The sequence below is a fragment of the Streptococcus infantis genome, assembly GCF_047464415.1.
Lineage (GTDB): Bacteria > Bacillota > Bacilli > Lactobacillales > Streptococcaceae > Streptococcus > Streptococcus infantis_AE.
On the sequence record NZ_JASHBX010000016.1, the window covers coordinates 1 to 18,248 of the forward strand.

The 18,248-nt window shown below is 37.0% G+C and carries 15 protein-coding genes; all 15 read left to right on the plus strand.

The window, feature by feature from the left end:
• Positions 1-2,142 precede the first annotated feature (2,142 nt).
• The 15 genes from QM460_RS08875 (at position 2,143) to QM460_RS08945 (ending at position 18,246) form a co-directional block, all read left to right on the plus strand.
• Positions 2,143-2,619: a PTS sugar transporter subunit IIA gene (locus QM460_RS08875; protein WP_000521965.1), complete on the plus strand. Its 477-nt coding sequence runs from the start codon at positions 2,143-2,145 to the stop codon at positions 2,617-2,619.
• 39 nt (positions 2,620-2,658) lie between these two features.
• Positions 2,659-2,964 carry a PTS sugar transporter subunit IIB gene (locus QM460_RS08880; protein WP_000590576.1) on the plus strand — a complete coding sequence of 102 codons (306 nt, stop codon included), beginning with the start codon at positions 2,659-2,661 and terminating at the stop codon, positions 2,962-2,964.
• Positions 2,965-3,008: 44 nt separating this feature from the next.
• A complete protein-coding gene (locus QM460_RS08885) occupies positions 3,009-4,484 on the plus strand; it encodes a PTS galactitol transporter subunit IIC (RefSeq protein WP_000351356.1) in 1,476 nt (491 codons plus the stop codon).
• A 103-nt stretch (positions 4,485-4,587) separates the two neighbouring features.
• Positions 4,588-5,481 (plus strand): aldose 1-epimerase family protein, encoded by an 894-nt coding sequence (locus tag QM460_RS08890; RefSeq protein WP_414289881.1) that lies wholly within the window; start codon positions 4,588-4,590, stop codon positions 5,479-5,481.
• 257 nt (positions 5,482-5,738) lie between these two features.
• The gene (gene lacA, locus QM460_RS08895; RefSeq protein ID WP_000029280.1) at positions 5,739-6,164 is read left to right on the plus strand and encodes a galactose-6-phosphate isomerase subunit LacA; all 426 of its coding nucleotides are present in this window, start codon (positions 5,739-5,741) and stop codon (positions 6,162-6,164) included.
• A 30-nt stretch (positions 6,165-6,194) separates the two neighbouring features.
• Positions 6,195-6,710 (plus strand): galactose-6-phosphate isomerase subunit LacB, encoded by a 516-nt coding sequence (gene lacB / locus QM460_RS08900; RefSeq protein ID WP_001216925.1) that lies wholly within the window; start codon positions 6,195-6,197, stop codon positions 6,708-6,710.
• Between the two features lie 13 nt (positions 6,711-6,723).
• Positions 6,724-7,650, plus strand: coding sequence for a tagatose-6-phosphate kinase (locus tag QM460_RS08905; protein WP_414289897.1), 927 nt, complete (start codon positions 6,724-6,726; stop codon positions 7,648-7,650).
• Between the two features lies 1 nt (position 7,651).
• Entirely contained in the window at positions 7,652-8,632 is a 981-nt protein-coding gene (lacD, locus tag QM460_RS08910; protein WP_301560183.1) for a tagatose-bisphosphate aldolase, read from the plus strand.
• 233 nt (positions 8,633-8,865) lie between these two features.
• The gene (locus QM460_RS08915; RefSeq protein WP_061863124.1) at positions 8,866-9,702 is read left to right on the plus strand and encodes a PRD domain-containing protein; all 837 of its coding nucleotides are present in this window, start codon (positions 8,866-8,868) and stop codon (positions 9,700-9,702) included.
• Positions 9,703-9,737: 35 nt separating this feature from the next.
• Positions 9,738-10,055: a PTS lactose/cellobiose transporter subunit IIA gene (locus tag QM460_RS08920; RefSeq protein WP_049527213.1), complete on the plus strand. Its 318-nt coding sequence runs from the start codon at positions 9,738-9,740 to the stop codon at positions 10,053-10,055.
• A complete protein-coding gene (locus tag QM460_RS08925) occupies positions 10,055-11,746 on the plus strand; it encodes a lactose-specific PTS transporter subunit EIIC (protein WP_061863123.1) in 1,692 nt (563 codons plus the stop codon). Before QM460_RS08920 ends, QM460_RS08925 begins: the two co-directional genes overlap by 1 nt.
• A 189-nt stretch (positions 11,747-11,935) precedes the next feature.
• Positions 11,936-13,342 carry a 6-phospho-beta-galactosidase gene (gene lacG / locus QM460_RS08930; protein ID WP_414289882.1) on the plus strand — a complete coding sequence of 469 codons (1,407 nt, stop codon included), beginning with the start codon at positions 11,936-11,938 and terminating at the stop codon, positions 13,340-13,342.
• A 42-nt stretch (positions 13,343-13,384) separates the two neighbouring features.
• Complete coding sequence (locus tag QM460_RS08935) at positions 13,385-13,639, plus strand: DUF3884 family protein (RefSeq protein WP_000910132.1); 255 nt, start codon at positions 13,385-13,387, stop codon at positions 13,637-13,639.
• A gap of 310 nt (positions 13,640-13,949) precedes the next feature.
• Positions 13,950-17,030 (plus strand): pneumococcal-type histidine triad protein, encoded by a 3,081-nt coding sequence (locus QM460_RS08940; RefSeq protein WP_414289883.1) that lies wholly within the window; start codon positions 13,950-13,952, stop codon positions 17,028-17,030.
• A gap of 286 nt (positions 17,031-17,316) precedes the next feature.
• Positions 17,317-18,246 carry a metal ABC transporter solute-binding protein, Zn/Mn family gene (locus tag QM460_RS08945; RefSeq protein WP_414289884.1) on the plus strand — a complete coding sequence of 310 codons (930 nt, stop codon included), beginning with the start codon at positions 17,317-17,319 and terminating at the stop codon, positions 18,244-18,246.
• Positions 18,247-18,248 lie beyond the last annotated feature (2 nt).

Consider the following 18,248-nt stretch of genomic DNA (forward strand, 5'->3'; position numbering starts at 1 on the left):
ATATGATTCTTTCTAATGATGGTTTGGTCGCTTTTCATTATAGATCTTATGGGACTTTTTTTCTACACAAAAATAGGCTCCATAAGATCCATAGGGGATTTACCCACTACAAATATTATAGAGCCGGTTTTTAAAGTTCTTTGTTAACTATGGTTGAGATAGAAGATTTAGTTAGAGTGGGATGTAGCCGAAAAGTAATCTCTACAATCTGAATGAAAAAGGAGGAATCTACCCAAATATGAGATAGATTCCTCCTTTTGTTTACTTATTTTTGATTTAGTAAAGCTATAATCCTTTTCATAGTAATCACGAATATAGTCATTGCTTCTTGCAATTTTATGTAAAAAAAGACCAAATGATCCAGGTGTATCAATAACATGTCGGTATTACATTTCCGGATTTCTAGCCTCTCTCTTGTAGCGCTATTTAGTTTTTCCTTTAAAATACAATATCTTCTGAAAAGATGTTCGTAACCCTTAAGGGTAATAGAATAGATTTTAGATTTATCCTCTTTTTGGGTAACATCCTATTTTTGAAAAGCAGATTTGACAATGCTTAATATCAAAATAGTGGGTTTCCTGAGTAATATATCTATTCATTTTTTTCCTGTCTTATCTTCTTTCTGTACAAACAAAGAGGACCTGTATCCTTATTAAAGAAAAAATCTTCTTTGCGACTAAAATCATTAACAAAAGCTAGATGTAGCTTAGCGACTAAATTCATATGTTCCTTTTTGGTAAATTGAATTCTATATCTCCCAGAATAGACTCTATCCCCTAAAACAATTAGGTCATTATCCTTGGTTTTATGATAAATTTTTTCTACAATAGGATTAAAATTTTTCACCAGTTATCACGACACAGACTATGATCATACGATCGTCTATTATTGTAAGATGCTCTTTAGAGCTATAAAAGGAGCTATTTAAGTAAGCTTCATTTTTAACAGAGGTTTATAAGTGTTATAGATATCTTCCATACTTCTTTAAGCAAATTTAATTTTTGTGAAACCACAAATAATGTTGTTAATTCTTCCTGTTTTTATAGGGCTGATACCAACTATTGTGTATATCTCAATTCAGCTTTAAGATAATACTCTTGAGACTTGCTAGGGAATTCTTCCTTGATATCTTCGGAGTATTGCAAAATTTTTTTCCGCAAGATTTTGAGCATTTACGCAGAATTTCTTATGATTTTAATAAGTTTTAGCATGAGTCGCACCCATAATGAGAATTTTACTTTCAATCAAGTCGTGTTCAAGATAGATTTTTCTATTTTTAGTGATGAATCAATTAACTCTTCGGCTTTGATTCGAAATTTATGGAATTGAGTCAATGAAGAGATTCAATAGAAGCTATACCAAGGAAATTTTTAAAAGCACATCAGAAAAGGATTGCATAAACACATCCATATCAGATAATGTAGAGTTGTCTTTTAACTAGTGATGGTTTAACATTATCATCGCATTCACAGTCAGAACTATAATTTTTTAACTCATCGTATCGTAAATAAAGCTAAATCACAACGTTCTGTTAGCTGGCGTAAAAAAGTTTCTTTTGAAAAAAGATCATATAGACTGGAATAGGGAAAAACTTTTTAAAGTTAACTGATTATAAGACATGCAATCACGTTAACTCTTAAGTATACCATCCCCTAAAAGAATAGCTAATGATGACTTTTTCATTAGGTTTTCAGAATGATTTTAGTAGCATTTATTCCGTGAGGAATTACGAGAGACATAGACAGAGTAACAAGGAATTATGAAAATTCACTTGAAGTAGCACTAAAGATGAAGTTGCAAAATTTTATCTTAGACATCCTTAAGAACCTGATTATTTTAGCTGTCTCCTTTATTGCTATTCCACACACAATAAGATTAGAACTGGTTATGCTCGCCTATTTTGATCTATAAACTAATTTAATTTTTAAAAGGATTTAATTATTCTTCGTTAAATGTTATGAGTTTTGATATCAAGAGTTTCACTTCTTAAGAAATTTATAAAAAATATGTTTGAAATCATTAAATGTTTAATTCGTAAACAAAAAAAATAAAAATCAAACAAAATACAACAAAAAACATTGACAACGGTTTCATATAGTGTTATACTTGTACCATAAAAGTTAAATATGAAGGGAGAAGGTCATGGGATTAGATCATTTCTTTGACAAAGACTTAGTCTTTTGCTTAGAAGCAGATAATCAAGAGCAACTTTTCGATCAAGTTGCAACCCTATTGGAAGAAAAGAAAGTTGTTACAGAGACCTATCGATCGGCCTTGATTGAACGTGAAAAATCGTTCCCAACTGGTTTGGATATGGAGTTTTTAGGGAAGGATTTGCCTAACGTAGCTATCCCTCATACTGATACAATTCATAATCTAACTGAAAATGTTGTCGTGGTTCGTCTGGAAAAACCGGTAACGTTCCACAATATGATTGCACCTGATAAGGAAGTAGAAGTATCATTACTCTTCTTTATCATCAACAATTCAAGTTCAAGTCAAACAAATATACTTGCACAGTTGATGGACTTCTTTACAGGCAATGGTCATCTTGAAGCGCTGTCTAAGATTACGGAACCTGAAGCTTTGTTCCAATATATCTCAGAAGCGACTGCTTAATTTGTTAATAATTTTTATATAAAAACGGAGGAAATCCAAATGATTAAAATTCTTGCTGCTTGTGGTGCAGGTGTTAACTCAAGCCACCAAATTAAAAGTGCTCTTGAAGAAGAACTTTCTAACCGTGGGTACGATGTTCAATGTGATGCTGTTATGGTAAAAGATGTCAATGAAGACTTGATTAAAGGTTATGATATCTTCACACCAATCGCTGCTACTGATTTAGGTTTTGAACCAGGTATCCCAGTTGTTGAAGCAGGACCAATCTTGTTCCGTATTCCAGCTATGAGCGCTCCAGTTTATGACAATATTGAAGCAGCTATCAAAGAACATGGTCTAAGCTAATTATTAATTTGTAAATATTCCATAAAAATAAAGGGAGGAAAATTATGGATATCATTATCGAACTAGCCAATAAGCTGTTCAAACCTATCTTGGAAATGGGTGGACCAATCATCATGCTGATCATCTTGACAGTATTGGCTCTACTTTTTGGAGTGAAATTCTCCAAAGCGCTTGAAGGTGGTATCAAACTTGCCATCGCTCTTACTGGTATCGGTGCTATCATCGGAATGCTTAACGGAGCTTTCTCAGCTTCTCTTGCAAAATTCGTTGAAAATACTGGTATTCAATTGAACATCACCGACGTTGGTTGGGCACCACTTGCTACAATCACTTGGGGTTCAGCTTGGACACTTTACTTCTTGCTTGTGATGTTGATCGTCAACATTGTAATGCTTGCAATGAAGAAAACTGATACACTTGACGTCGATATCTTTGATATCTGGCACTTGTCTATCACAGGTCTTTTGATCAAATGGTACGCTGACAACAATGGAGTTAGCCAAGGAGTTTCACTCTTCATCGCGACTGCAGCAGTTGTTCTTGTTGGGGTTCTTAAAATCATCAACTCTGACTTGATGAAACCAACATTTGATGACCTTCTTAACGCACCAAGTTCATCACCAATGACTTCAACTCACATGAACTACATGATGAACCCAGTTATCATGGTTTTGGATAAGATTTTTGATAAACTCTTCCCAGGTCTTGATAAATACGACTTTGACGCTGCTAAATTGAATAAACGAATCGGTTTCTGGGGATCTAAATTCTTCATCGGTTTCATCCTTGGTATCGTTATCGGTTTGATGGGAACTCCACATCCAGTTCCTGGTGTTGAAGGTGCTGATAAATGGGAACTTGTTATTAAAGGTTGGTTGTCACTTGGTTTGACTGCCGGTGTCTGCTTGGAGCTCTTCTCATTGATCGGTTCATGGTTCATCGCAGCCGTAGAACCACTTTCACAAGGTATTACAAACGTTGCTACTAAACGTCTTCAAGGACGTAAATTCAACATTGGTCTTGACTGGCCATTTATCGCTGGTCGTGCTGAAATCTGGGCTTGTGCCAACGTACTTGCACCAATCATGTTGGTTGAAGCAGTGCTTCTTTCAAACGTCGGAAATGGTATCTTACCACTTGCTGGTATCATCGCAATGGGTGTAACTCCAGCTCTCTTGGTAGTTACTCGTGGTAAATTGCTCCGTATGATTATCTTCGGAACACTCTTGTTGCCACTCTTCCTTCTTTCAGGTACACTTATCGCACCATTTGCAACAGAACTTGCTAAAGGTGTAGGTGCCTTCCCAGAAGGTGTAAGCCAAACTCAATTGATTACTCACTCAACTCTTGAAGGACCAATCGAAAAACTATTTGGTTGGGCAATTGGTAACGCTACAACTGGTGATATCAAAGCAATCCTTGGCGCATTAGTATTCCTAGTATTCTACGTTGGTATCTTTGCATGGTACAGAAAACAAATGATCAAACGTAATGAAGAATACGCAGCAAATGCAAAATAATTCGCTCCTAAAAATGTAAATTGTAAAAACTAGGTTGTCAGTTTCCAAATCTGGAGTCGACAGCCTAGTTTTTTTAGGCCTTAAATAAATGGAGGTAATTCTAATGATTGAATTAAAAACAGAACAGCTAAGTGTACAGTTTCAAACTTTTGGTGGTGCACTTTCTTCAATAAAAGATAAAGATGGAATTGAGTATTTGTGGCAGGGAGATCCAACTTACTGGAGTGGACAAGCACCTGTTTTATTTCCAATCTGTGGATCCGTTAGAAATGATACTGTTTTGTATGATCAAGATGATGGTAGTCAAGTAAAAGGTAAAATTCCACGTCATGGTTTGGTTCGAAAAAAAGAATTTGAATTAGTAGAACAAACAGAGAACTCTGTCACCTTTGCTATCGAAGATGACCAAGAAATGTATGAGAACTATCCCTATCATTTTCGCCTAGAAATAACTTATACTGTTACTGGAAAGACTATTCGTACACAGTATCAAGTTACCAATAAGGAAACAGATAAGAAAATGCCTTACTTTATTGGTGGACATCCAGGCTTTAACTGTCCTTTATTTGATGATGAAGCTTATGAAGACTACTATCTTGAATTTGAAATGCCAGAAACTTGTACAGTTCCTAAACCATTCCCAGAAACAGGGATGTTAGATTTTCAAGATAGAAGTAGCTGGTTAAAAGACCAAAAAGAATTGGATCTAAACTATGATTTCTTTAGTTATGATGCCGTGACTTTAGATGAATTAACCTCTCGCTCTGTTTCCTTACGGTCACGTAAGCATGATAAGGGATTAAAACTGGACTTTGAAGAGTTTCCAAACCTCATCGTTTGGTCAACGCTTAATAAAGGTCCTTTCCTTGCTCTGGAACCTTGGTCAGGTTTGTCAACTTCACTCGAAGAGGGCGATCATCTAGAAGATAAGAAAAATGTTAGAATCTTAAATCCAGCTCAAAGTGATCAAATTGGTTTTGATATAGAAATTTTCTAAAAAATAAACAAAAACAAACATAAACTGTTGACTTTTTTAAACAATAGTAGTATATTATGTTTAGAAAGAACAATTTGTGTTTGTTTTAACAAGTTATTCTTCCAATTTCTCCAAGGAGAAGTTACTAAGAATGAATAGATGATTCATTCTTAATCTAAAATAGTCAACAAAACTACTAGTAACTATTTGGTGATGGTCATTTTCTTTCCAGAACCAAAAAATTTTTACTGGTCTATTATAAAAAAGGAGTATACAATATGTCTATTGTTATTGGTGCAGATGCTGCAGGTTTGAGATTGAAAGAAGTCGTTAAAGATTTCTTGGAAAAAGAAAACTTCCACGTTGTGGATGTTACAGCTGAAGGTCAAGACTTCGTTGATGTAACTCTTGCAGTTGCTGAAGAAGTTAAAAAAGAAGAACAAAACCTTGGTATCGTCATTGATGCTTATGGTGCAGGTCCATTTATGGTTGCAACTAAAATCAAAGGAATGGTTGCTGCAGAAGTATCTGACGAACGTTCAGCTTATATGACTCGTGGTCATAACAACTCACGTATGATTACTATGGGTGCTCAACTTGTTGGTGACGAATTGGCTAAGAACATCGCTAAAGGTTTTGTAAATGGTAAGTATGATGGCGGTCGTCACCAAATCCGTGTCGACATGTTGAACAAAATGTGCTAATTTTTATATTGAAAGAAAGGTAAGATAAAAATGAGAATTGCAATTGGATGTGACCACATCGTAACAAATGAAAAAATGGCGGTTTCAGAATTTTTGAAATCAAAAGGACATGAAGTCATCGACTTTGGTACTTATGACCACGCTCGTACACACTACCCAATCTTTGGTAAAAAAGTTGGTGAAGCAGTAGTTAGTGGACAAGCTGATCTTGGTGTATGTATCTGTGGTACTGGTGTAGGTATCAATAACGCTGTTAATAAGGTTCCAGGTGTTCGTTCTGCTTTGGTTCGTGATATGACAACAGCTCTTTATGCAAAAGAACAATTGAATGCCAATGTTATCGGATTTGGTGGTAAAATCACTGGTGAGTTGCTCATGTGTGATATCATTGAAGCTTTCATCAACGCTGAATACAAACCATCAGAAGAAAACAAAAAATTGATCGCTAAAATTCAACACGTTGAAACTCATAACGATCATCAAACTGATGCCAACTTCTTTACAGAGTTCCTTGAAAAATGGGATCGTGGTGAATACCACGACTAAGAGGTGACTTAGGATTTTAACAGTCACAATGAACCCATCCATTGATATTTCCTATCCTTTGGATGAATTAAAAATTGACACTGTCAACCGTGTTGTAGATGTTACGAAAACGGCTGGTGGTAAAGGTCTTAACGTTACTCGGGTCCTATCAGAATTTGGTGACTCTGTAGTCGCAACAGGACTTGTCGGTGGTAAACTTGGTGATTTTTTAGTAGAAAATATTGATGATAATGTAAGCAAACGTTTCTTCTCTATTCAAGGTGAAACCCGTAACTGTATCGCAATTCTACATGGAGAAAACCAAACAGAAATCCTAGAAAAAGGACCTGAAGTTCAAGAAAAAGAAGGTCAAGATTTCTTGGCTCATTTCAAAGAACTTTTAGAGACTGTAGAGGTAGTGGCCATTTCAGGTAGTCTACCAGCAGGACTTCCAGTGGATTATTATGCTAGTCTGGTTGAACTTGCTAACCAAGCTGGTAAACCTGTTGTCTTGGACTGTTCAGGAGCTTCACTTCAGGCGGTTCTTGAATCTCCACATAAGCCAACAGTTATCAAACCAAATAATGAAGAATTGTCTCAACTTTTAGGAAGAGAAATTTCTAAAGACTTGGATGAATTAAAAGAAGTTCTTGAAGAGCCCCTATTTGAAGGAATTGAGTGGATCATCGTTTCCTTAGGTGCTAATGGTGCCTTTGCAAAACACGGGGACACTTTCTATAAAGTGGATATTCCAAGAATACAAGTTGTAAACCCAGTTGGGTCAGGTGATTCAACCGTTGCAGGTATTGCATCAGGTCTTTTCCATAAAGAATCTGATCAAGAATTGATGACTAAGGCGAATGTCCTTGGTATGCTAAATGCTCAAGAAAAAATGACCGGTCATGTCAATATGGCTAACTATCAAGGCCTATATGACCAACTAGTAGTGAAAGAGGTATAAAATGGTTTTAACAGAAAATAAACGTGCATGTTTGGAAAAACTCTCAGACGAAAATGGTATCATCTCAGCTCTTGCTTTTGACCAACGTGGTGCTTTGAAACGCCTTATGGCTCAATACCAAACAGAAGAGCCAACAGTAGCTCAAATGGAAGAACTTAAAGTCTTGGTAGCAGATGAATTGACTAAATACGCTTCATCTATGCTTCTTGACCCTGAATACGGACTACCTGCAACTAAAGCTTTGGATAAAGAAGCTGGTCTTCTCCTTGCTTATGAAAAAACAGGATATGATACTTCAAGCACAAAACGTTTGCCTGACTGCTTGGATGTTTGGTCTGCAAAACGTATCAAGGAACAAGGTGCAGATGCTGTTAAGTTCTTGCTTTACTATGATGTAGATAGTTCAGATGAATTGAACCAACAAAAACAAGCTTACATCGAACGCGTAGGTTCTGAATGTGTTGCTGAAGATATCCCATTCTTCTTGGAAATCTTGGCTTACGATGAAAAAATTGCGGATGCAGGTTCTGTAGAATACGCTAAAGTAAAACCACGTAAAGTTATTGAAGCTATGAAAGTATTCTCTGATCCACGTTTCAACATCGATGTATTGAAAGTTGAAGTTCCAGTAAATGTGAAATACGTTGAAGGATTTGGTGACGGCGAAGTTGTTTACAGCCGTGAAGAAGCAGCAGCCTTCTTCAAAGCTCAAGACGAAGCAACTAACTTGCCATACATCTACTTGAGTGCTGGTGTTTCAGCTAAATTGTTCCAAGAAACATTGCAATTTGCTCATGATTCAGGTGCTCGTTTCAATGGCGTACTTTGTGGACGTGCTACTTGGGCGGGTTCAGTTGAACCTTATATCAAAGAAGGTGAAGCAGCAGCTCGTGAATGGTTGCGTACAACAGGATTTGAGAACATTGACGAACTCAACAAGGTTCTTAAAACAACAGCAACTTCATGGACTGAACGTGTCTAAATTCCCCCCCTTTTATGTCCTAAAACTTAGCAAAAAACTTTTAAAAAAAGTTGTATGTAAAGGTTTACAAAATAAAAATCTTGTGCTATACTTAAATCACAAGTTAATACAAAGTGAGTGTTACTAAGTAATATTAGGCATGATCACAGATGACTCAGATGTATATTTTTTGAGTTCATTTGTGGTCATTTTTTATGCTCACAAAACTTAAATAATAGGGCAAGGAGGTTGCCATGTATCGGATATTAAATCCAATGAATAACAATGTTTCTCTCGTGCGGAATAGCAAGGGAGAGGAGTTGATCGTAATTGGTAAGGGTATTTCGTTCGGTAAGAAGAAAGGAGATTTGATTTCTGAGGATCAGGTTGAAAAAGTTTTTCGGATGAAAACAGAAGAGTCGCGAGAAAACTTTATGGCTCTTCTAAAGGATGTACCGCTTGATTTTATTACGGTCACTTATGAGATTATTGATAATCTTTCTAAAAAATATCAATATCCTGTCCAAGAGTATCTATACGTCACTCTGACAGACCATATCTATTGTTCTTATCAGGCTATTAGCCAAGGACGCTATAAGGATAGTAACTTGCCTGACATTTCTGCCAAATATCCTATCGCTTTTCAAATTGCACAAGAAGCTTTTGAAATTTATCGTCAAAAACTGACAGAAAATTTTCCTGAAGACGAAATCATTCGTATCGCTTATCATTTCATCAATGCCGAAGGTGAGAGTGAAGTCGAAGTTGTTGAGTCGATTGATAAGAGAAAGGAAATTTTAAAGAGGGTCGAAAGCGTTTTGAAGAGTTATAAAATCCAGCGAACACCTGAAAATAATAATTTCTACGACCGCTTTATGATTCATCTAAATTATTTCTTGGATTATCTGGATCGTAGTCGCGATGATAATCAATCCTTGCTCGATATGGAAGAACATATAAAGAATACCTATCCAGAAGCATTCGAGATTGGTAGCAAAATTTATGAGGTCATTGCTCAGGAAACGGGTCTTGACCTCTACAAGAGTGAACGAGTTTATCTTGTTCTACACATCCAACGTTTATTGTCATAACGCTTTACTAAAAAATATATAAGGAGAATTCTATCATGAATAGAGAAGAAGTAACATTGTTAGGTTTTGAAATCGTTGCCTATGCAGGTGATGCTCGTTCAAAATTATTAGAAGCTTTGAAGGCTGCTGAAGCTAGCGATTTTGCTAAAGCAGAAGCTCTTGTTGAAGAAGCAGCAGGTTGCATTGCGGAAGCTCACAAAGCGCAAACATCTATGCTTGCTCAAGAAGCTGCAGGGGAAGAAATTCCATACAGCATCACAATGATGCACGGACAAGATCACCTGATGACAACAATCTTGCTAAAAGATTTGGTGCATCATTTAATTGAACTTTATAAAAGAGGAGCTAAATAATGAATAAGTTAATTGCCTATATCGAGAAAGGGAAGCCTTTCTTTGAAAAACTATCTCGAAATATCTATCTTCGTGCTATTCGAGATGGATTTATCGCTGGAATGCCTGTCATTCTCTTCTCAAGTATTTTTATCTTGATTGCTTTTGTTCCAAACTCTTGGGGCTTTAAATGGTCTGATGAAGTAGTAGCACTTTTGATGAAACCTTACAGCTACTCTATGGGGATTCTAGCAGTCTTGGTAGCTGGTACCACTGCTAAATCTTTAACAGACTCCGTCAATCGTAGTATGGAGAAAACCAACCAAATCAACTATATGTCAACGCTATTGGCGGCTATTGTTGGTTTACTGATGTTAGCAGCTGACCCAATCGAGGGTGGCTTTGCAACTGGTTTCCTTGGAACAAAAGGTCTGCTTTCAGCCTTCCTGGCAGCTTTTGTAACTGTAGCTATCTATAAGGTTTGTGTCAAGAACAACGTTACTATTCGCATGCCTGACGAAGTTCCACCGAATATCTCACAAGTCTTTAAAGACGTTATTCCGTTTACGCTTTCAGTTGTTTCTCTTTATGCTCTTGATTTGCTCGCTCGTCAATTTGTTGGTGCAAGCGTTGCAGAATCAATCGGTAAGTTCTTTGCACCTCTTTTCTCAGCAGCAGACGGTTATCTTGGTATTACTATTATCTTTGGTGCTTTTGCCTTCTTCTGGTTTGTCGGTATTCACGGCCCATCTATCGTTGAACCTGCGATTGCAGCGATTACTTATGCAAATGCCGAAGTCAACTTGAACCTTCTTCAACAAGGTATGCACGCTGATAAGATCCTTACATCTGGTACACAAATGTTTATCGTCACTATGGGTGGTACAGGAGCAACTCTTGTAGTTCCATTCATGTTTATGTGGTTGTGTAAGTCTAAGCGTAATCGTGCAATCGGACGTGCTTCAGTAGTTCCTACATTCTTCGGTGTAAATGAACCAATCTTGTTTGGTGCACCACTTGTTTTGAATCCAATCTTCTTTATTCCATTTATCTTCGCACCTATTGCAAACGTATGGATCTTTAAGTTCTTTATTGAAACACTTGGCATGAACTCATTTACTGCCAACCTTCCATGGACTACACCAGGACCTCTTGGTATTGTTCTTGGTACAAACTTCCAGTTCTTGTCATTTGCTCTTGCAGCATTGTTAATTGTAGTGGATATTGCAATCTACTATCCATTCCTTAAAGTTTATGACGAACAAATTCTTGAAGAAGAACGTTCTGGTAAAGCCAACGATGAATTAAAAGAAAAAGTAGCCGCAAACTTCAATACTGCTAAAGCTGATGCTATCCTTGAAAAAGCTGGAGTAGAATCAGCACAAAATACAATTACAGAAGAAACCAACGTACTTGTTCTCTGTGCAGGTGGTGGAACAAGTGGACTTCTTGCCAACGCCTTGAACAAAGCAGCTACAGAATACAATGTTCCTGTGAAGGCCGCTGCTGGTGGTTACGGTGCTCACCGTGAAATGTTGCCAGAATTTGACCTTGTTATCCTTGCTCCTCAAGTAGCATCAAACTATGAGGACATGAAGGCTGAAACAGATAAACTTGGAATCAAATTGGCTAAGACTGAAGGAGCTCAATACATCAAGTTGACTCGTGATGGTAAAGGTGCTCTTGCATTTGTTCAGGCGCAATTTGATTAATGGTAGGGGCTGTAAAACAGTCTCCTATCATCACGGAAATCGCTAAGATTTTCTTATAGTTATAAATTTGTTTTCCCCCTTTATGTCACTATTTGGTGACTTGGTACAAGAAGTGAGATGGAGATGGATGGCTCACTAACTCCTCTCCCCTCACTTTTCATTTAATACAATCAAGAAATAGGTGAAAAAATGACAAAAACACTTCCTAAAGATTTTATTTTTGGTGGGGCAACGGCTGCCTATCAAGCGGAAGGAGCTACCCATACTGACGGAAAAGGACCAGTTGCTTGGGACAAATACTTAGCTGATAACTATTGGTATACAGCAGAACCAGCAAGCGATTTCTACCATAAATATCCAGTAGATCTTCAGTTAGCTGAAGAGTATGGCGTCAATGGTATTCGTATTTCAATCGCTTGGTCACGGATTTTTCCGACAGGATATGGTGAGGTAAATCCTAAAGGTGTCGAGTTTTATCATAATTTATTTGCTGAATGCCACAAGCGCAATGTAGAACCTTTTGTAACCCTTCATCACTTTGATACCCCAGAAGCTCTTCACTCAAATGGAGATTTCTTGAATCGTGGAAATATCGAACACTTTGTAGATTATGCTGCTTTTTGTTTTGAAGAATTCCCAGAAGTAAACTACTGGACAACCTTTAATGAAATTGGACCAATCGGTGATGGTCAATACTTAGTAGGAAAATTCCCTCCAGGTATTCAATACGACTTGGCAAAAGTATTCCAATCGCACCACAATATGATGGTTTCTCATGCACGTGCTGTGAAATTGTACAAAGACAAAGGTTATAAAGGTGAAATCGGGGTTGTTCACGCTCTTCCAACTAAGTATCCATTGGATCCTAAAAATCCTGCAGACGTTCGTGCTGCTGAGTTGGAGGATATCATCCACAACAAATTTATCTTGGATGCTACATACCTTGGACACTATTCAGATGCAACAATGGAAGGTGTAAACCACATCTTATCAGTAAATGGTGGTAACTTGGATCTTCGAGACGAAGACTTTGCAGCACTTGAAGCAGCTAAAGATTTGAACGACTTTCTTGGAATTAACTACTACATGAGTGACTGGATGGAAGCCTTTGATGGTGAAACTGAAATCATCCACAACGGTAAAGGAGAGAAAGGAAGCTCTAAATACCAAATCAAAGGTGTTGGACGTCGTGTAGCTCCTGACTATGTACCTCGTACTGACTGGGACTGGATCATCTACCCTCAAGGTTTGTATGATCAAATCATGCGTGTTAAGAAAGATTATCCAAACTACAAGAAGATCTACATCACTGAAAACGGACTTGGATACAAAGATGAATTTGTGGACAACACTGTTTACGATGATGGCCGTATTGATTATGTGAAACAACACTTGGAAGTATTGTCTGATGCAATTGCAGATGGTGCAAATGTCAAAGGATACTTCATCTGGTCATTGATGGACGTCTTCTCATGGTCAAATGGTTATGAAAAACGCTATGGCCTCTTCTATGTGGACTTTGAAACACAAGAACGCTATCCAAAGAAATCAGCTCACTGGTACAAAAAACTAGCTGAGAGCCAAGTGATTGAATAGTACAACTAGTTATTAGGTATAGAATTTAAGCGAGGAAAGTTTATGCTCAAAGATTTTATCAAATCAATCTATGAAAAAGTTTATATTATTAACTTTGATCATTGCTCTCATGTACCATCTTTGACCAAGGAGCAACTTGCAAGTCTTGGAAAATGGTATGTCTCGACGGGTAAGGAGTGGATTTGTCATTCAGACTATGAATTTGAAGAATTTCAAAAGCTATTTTTAAATTTTGTCAACGCAGAAGATAAGGATAACATTTCCTTTGTTTCGGATTTTATGCCATTTCAACACTAAAATATTATAAAGAGGAATCTATCTCATACTAGGGGATATTCCTCTTTTTTATCTAGATTTCACCTGAAAGTCAAAAAAATTCTTGACAGAATTATGTGATAGGAGTAAAATCTTAACTAGTTAAATAACCGGTTAATTATATAGTGAACTAACTCACTCGCTCAAATCTTGTTAGATAAATAGAAAATAGAAGGAGGGGTTTTAAAAGTGATTTCGTTTTTCAGTTATATAATTAACCAGTTAAGGAAATTCTTTAGGAAAAAGTGTAGTTCTTTATTTAACGAATAAATGAAATAGGAAGTGTGTTTAGATGAAAATCAATAAAAAATATGTTCTTGGTTCGGTAGCTCTTTTAGCATTAAGCCTTTCAAGTTATGAACTGGGGCGTTTCCAAGCGGTACAGACTAGCAAAGAGCCTAATCGTGTGGCTTATATAGAAGGGAATCAGGCTAGTACTAAGACTGAAAATCTGACACCAGATGAAGTTAGTCAGCGAGAGGGGATCAATGCTGAGCAGATTGTCGTTAAGATTACCAATCAAGGTTACGTGACTTCACATGGGGACCATTATCATTACTTTAATGGCAAGGTTCCTTATGATGCTATTATCAGCGAAGAACTGCTGATGAAAGATCCGAATTATCAGTTGAAGGATTCAGACATTGTCAATGAAATCAAGGGTGGCTATGTGATTAAGGTAGACGGGAAATACTATGTTTACCTTAAGGATGCGGCTCATGCGGACAATATTCGTACAAAAGAAGAGATTAAACGTCAGAAGCAGGAACATAGTCATAATCATGGAGGCGGTTCTAACGATCAAGCAGTAGTTGCAGCCAGAGCTCAAGGACGCTATACAACGGATGATGGGTATATCTTTAATGCCTCTGATATCATAGAAGATACAGGTGATGCCTATATCGTTCCTCATGGCAATCACTTCCACTATATTCCTAAGAGTGATTTGTCTGCCAGTGAATTAGCTGCTGCCCAAGCCTTCTTATCTGGAAAAGGCGGTCAATTAAGTACGGTTGAATATCGTTCAAGCAGAGGAGAAACAAGATCTAGTGTGAGAACTAGTCCATCTGAAACTCCTCAAAATCCTGCAACAGCTCCGGAGAGCCCAAATGAGGATTTAGCTAGTCTCCTTCAAGAATTGTACGCTTTGCCACTTAGCCAACGTCATGTGGAGTCTGATGGATTAGTATTTGACCCAGCACAGATTACAAAACGTACTGCAAATGGTGTGGCAGTTCCTCACGGAGATCATTTCCATTTCATTCCGTATTCGCAAATGTCTGCTTTGGAAGAAAAATTGGCTCGAAATCTGCCAATAGGAGGTCAGCCAATTCAAAGTCATGCTGATAATCCGAAACCAAGCAGTTCTGAGAAACCAAGTTCAACCATTAAACCAAACTTTAATCTCAATACGCCCGCACCGAATCGAGGAACTGGAGGAGCCTATACAACGGATGATGGGTATGTCTTTAGTCCGACAGATGTGATTGAAGATACAGGAGACGCTTTTGTTGTACCGCACGGCAATCATTTCCACTATATCCCTAAGAGTGATTTGTCAGCAGGAGAATTGGCTGCTGCCCAAGCTTATTGGAATGGTAAACAAGGCGCACATTCCTCTACAAGTTCAAGTAAACCAAGTAGTGATAATTCTAAGCCAGCTCAACCAAGTTTGACAGAGACTCCAAATCTGACTGTCACACCAACTTATCATCAAAATCAAGGGGAAGACATTTCAACACTTTTAAGTGAATTGTATGCAAAACCTTTATCAGAACGCCATGTGGAATCGGATGGTCTAGTCTTTGATCCGGCACAAATCATCAAACGTACAGCTAACGGTGTAGCAGTGCCCCATGGAGACCATTATCACTTTATCCCTTATTCACAAATGTCTGATTTAGAGCAGAAGATTGCAAGAATGATTCCGTTAAAAGGGCAAAATGGATTAAACGAAATTGTTACAGATATTAAACCTTTAGCATCAAAAGAAGTAGTTCATAAGTTCTTAGGACAACCAATCAAAGCTTATGGAAAAGGTTTAGATGGCAAACCTTATGATACAAGCGATGGATATATATTTACCAAAGATTCCATCGATTCTGTTGATAAATCAGGTGTTATTGCCAAACACGGAGATCATTTCCATTATATGGGATATGGTGAATTAGAACAATTCGAATTGGATGAAGTTGCTAAATGGATTCAAGAAACTGGTAAAAATCCAGATGACATCGTTTCTTTAGTTCACTCAGATGAGAAGGAAAGACCAAAGTTTGATTATAAAAAAGTAACTAATAAAATTTCTAGAAATAGTAAAGTTGGTTATATAATTAATGAAGGTGGTAAAGATTATTTTTATTCACGTGAAGAACTCGATCTTACTCAAATAGCTTTTTCTGAGCAAGAACTAATGCTTAAAGATAAAGATAATTATCGTTATGATATTGTAGAAACAGAAATTAAACCAAGATTAGCTGTTGATGTATCTAGCTTGCCTATGCATGCAGCCAATACTACGTATGATACTGGAACTTCTTTCATTATTCCGCATATTGATCACATTCACGTCGTACCTTATTCTTGGTTAAATAGTGAGCAAATAGCAACTATAAAATATGTAATGCAACATCCTGATGTGCGTCCTGAAGTTTGGTCAAAACCAGGTCATGATGATGCTGGATCTGTTATTGCTAATGTAACTCCTCTTGAAGAGCGTCCTGGAATGGAGAACTGGCAAATTATCCATTCTGCTGAAGAAGTTCAGAAAGCTCTTGCAGAAGGTCGATTTGCAACTCCTGATGGATATATTTTTGATCCTCAGGATGTATTGGCAAAGGAAACCTATATTTGGGCAGATAAATCTTTCAGTATTCCAAGAGCGGGAGGTGGTTCATTGAGAAGTATCACTAAATCCGACTTATCAGAAGTAGAATGGAAACAAGCACAAGACTTGATAGCTAAAAGAATGAAAGAAAAAGAATCCCAAAATGGGACGTTTACGAATAATAATGAAGAATTAAAACCTGATTCAAACAATCTTAAAAATATTGATAAAAATAAGACTGTTCTAGATAAAACTGAGGAGCAACCGAAGAATAATATAGGCGTAAATGAGACTGGTACAATCAACGAAATTCCTTCAGAAAACAAGGTTGAAGATAAAGAAAACTCCAAAGAAGAAAGTGACGATGATTTACCAGACTACGGATTGGATAAAGTAACTTTAAATGAACATATAGAAAAGTTAGCAAAAATTGCACAAATCGATCCTAAGTTTCTAATTTTTCAGCCAGAAGGTGTTCAGTTTTACAATAAAAATGGTGAATTAGTGATGTATGACATTAAGACACTAAAACAAGTAAAATCTTAAAATATTTTTATTAATTATAAGCTACTCGAAAGGATATTGTTCGATTTTTGATTGAATAATGTCCCTTTCTTTATTAAAAAGCTGAAATTTGCTGTCTAAAAAAATGAATCAAGGAGTTCTAAAACAATTAAAAGTCAAATGTTAAAAATAACCAGTGAGAACTGATAATGAAATCTAGTTCTCACTTTTTTCATGAAAATGTAGAAAAAATATTGACATTTTAAATTTTTAGGAGTAAAATGTTTACTAGTTAATTAAATGGTTAAATACTAGTTAAGGAGTTGTTATGAAAAAAAGAAGTATCCTATGGCTTTTGCTTGCCTTCTTTGCTCTTACCATAGGAGCATGTGGACAAAAGACCAGTCAAGACAAGAGTGGTGAAACTAAGGGGATGAAAATTGTGACCAGTTTTTATCCTATCTATGCCATGGTCAAGGAAGTATCTGGTGACTTGAATGATGTTCGAATGATTCAGTCTAGTTCTGGTATCCATTCCTTTGAACCTTCTGCAAATGATATTGCAGCCATCTATGATGCCGATGTTTTTGTCTATCATTCTCATACACTAGAGTCATGGGCGGGAAGTTTAGATCCAAGCCTGCAAAAATCCAAGGTAAAGGTCTTAGAAGCATCAGAAGGTATGACCTTGGAGCGCGTGCCTGGCTTAGAAGATATGCAGGCAGGAGATGGGATTGATGAGAAAACCTTGTATGATCCTCATACTTGGTTAGATCCTGAAAAAGTTGCTGAAGAAGCACAGATAATTGCTGATAAGTTATCAGAATTAGACAGTGCTAACAAGGATACCTATCAGAAAAACGCACAAAGTTTTAGTGCTAAAGCTCATGACTTAACTAAGAAATACCAACCCATCTTTGAAAAGGCTAATCAAAAGACATTTGTGACCCAACACACAGCTTTTTCATATTTGGCAAAACGATTTGGACTAAATCAGCTTGGGATTGCAGGAATATCTCCTGATCAAGAACCAAGTCCAAGACAATTGACTGAAATCCAGGAATTTGTAAAGACTTATAAGGTCAAAACCATCTTTACAGAGAGTAATGCATCATCTAAGGTAGCGGACACTCTTGTCAAATCAACAGGTGTGGGTCTTAAAACCCTCAATCCTTTAGAGGCAGACCCACAAAATGACAAGTCCTACTTGGAAAATCTAGAAGAAAATATGGCTATCTTAGCTGAAGAATTGAAATGAGG

Bases quoted from the DNA above. Each gene is read 5' to 3' on its own strand.
- QM460_RS08920 (WP_049527213.1), top strand. From the start codon at position 9,738: ATGAATAGAGAAGAAGTAACATTGTTAGGTTTTGAAATCGTTGCCTAT.
- QM460_RS08880 (WP_000590576.1), top strand. From the start codon at position 2,659: ATGATTAAAATTCTTGCTGCTTGTGGTGCAGGTGTTAACTCAAGCCAC.
- QM460_RS08935 (WP_000910132.1), top strand. From the start codon at position 13,385: ATGCTCAAAGATTTTATCAAATCAATCTATGAAAAAGTTTATATTATT.
- QM460_RS08890 (WP_414289881.1), top strand. From the start codon at position 4,588: ATGATTGAATTAAAAACAGAACAGCTAAGTGTACAGTTTCAAACTTTT.
- QM460_RS08940 (WP_414289883.1), top strand. From the start codon at position 13,950: ATGAAAATCAATAAAAAATATGTTCTTGGTTCGGTAGCTCTTTTAGCA.
- lacB (WP_001216925.1), top strand. From the start codon at position 6,195: ATGAGAATTGCAATTGGATGTGACCACATCGTAACAAATGAAAAAATG.
- lacD (WP_301560183.1), top strand. From the start codon at position 7,652: ATGGTTTTAACAGAAAATAAACGTGCATGTTTGGAAAAACTCTCAGAC.
- lacA (WP_000029280.1), top strand. From the start codon at position 5,739: ATGTCTATTGTTATTGGTGCAGATGCTGCAGGTTTGAGATTGAAAGAA.
- QM460_RS08925 (WP_061863123.1), top strand. From the start codon at position 10,055: ATGAATAAGTTAATTGCCTATATCGAGAAAGGGAAGCCTTTCTTTGAA.
- QM460_RS08875 (WP_000521965.1), top strand. From the start codon at position 2,143: ATGGGATTAGATCATTTCTTTGACAAAGACTTAGTCTTTTGCTTAGAA.
- QM460_RS08945 (WP_414289884.1), top strand. From the start codon at position 17,317: ATGAAAAAAAGAAGTATCCTATGGCTTTTGCTTGCCTTCTTTGCTCTT.
- QM460_RS08885 (WP_000351356.1), top strand. From the start codon at position 3,009: ATGGATATCATTATCGAACTAGCCAATAAGCTGTTCAAACCTATCTTG.
- lacG (WP_414289882.1), top strand. From the start codon at position 11,936: ATGACAAAAACACTTCCTAAAGATTTTATTTTTGGTGGGGCAACGGCT.
- QM460_RS08915 (WP_061863124.1), top strand. From the start codon at position 8,866: ATGTATCGGATATTAAATCCAATGAATAACAATGTTTCTCTCGTGCGG.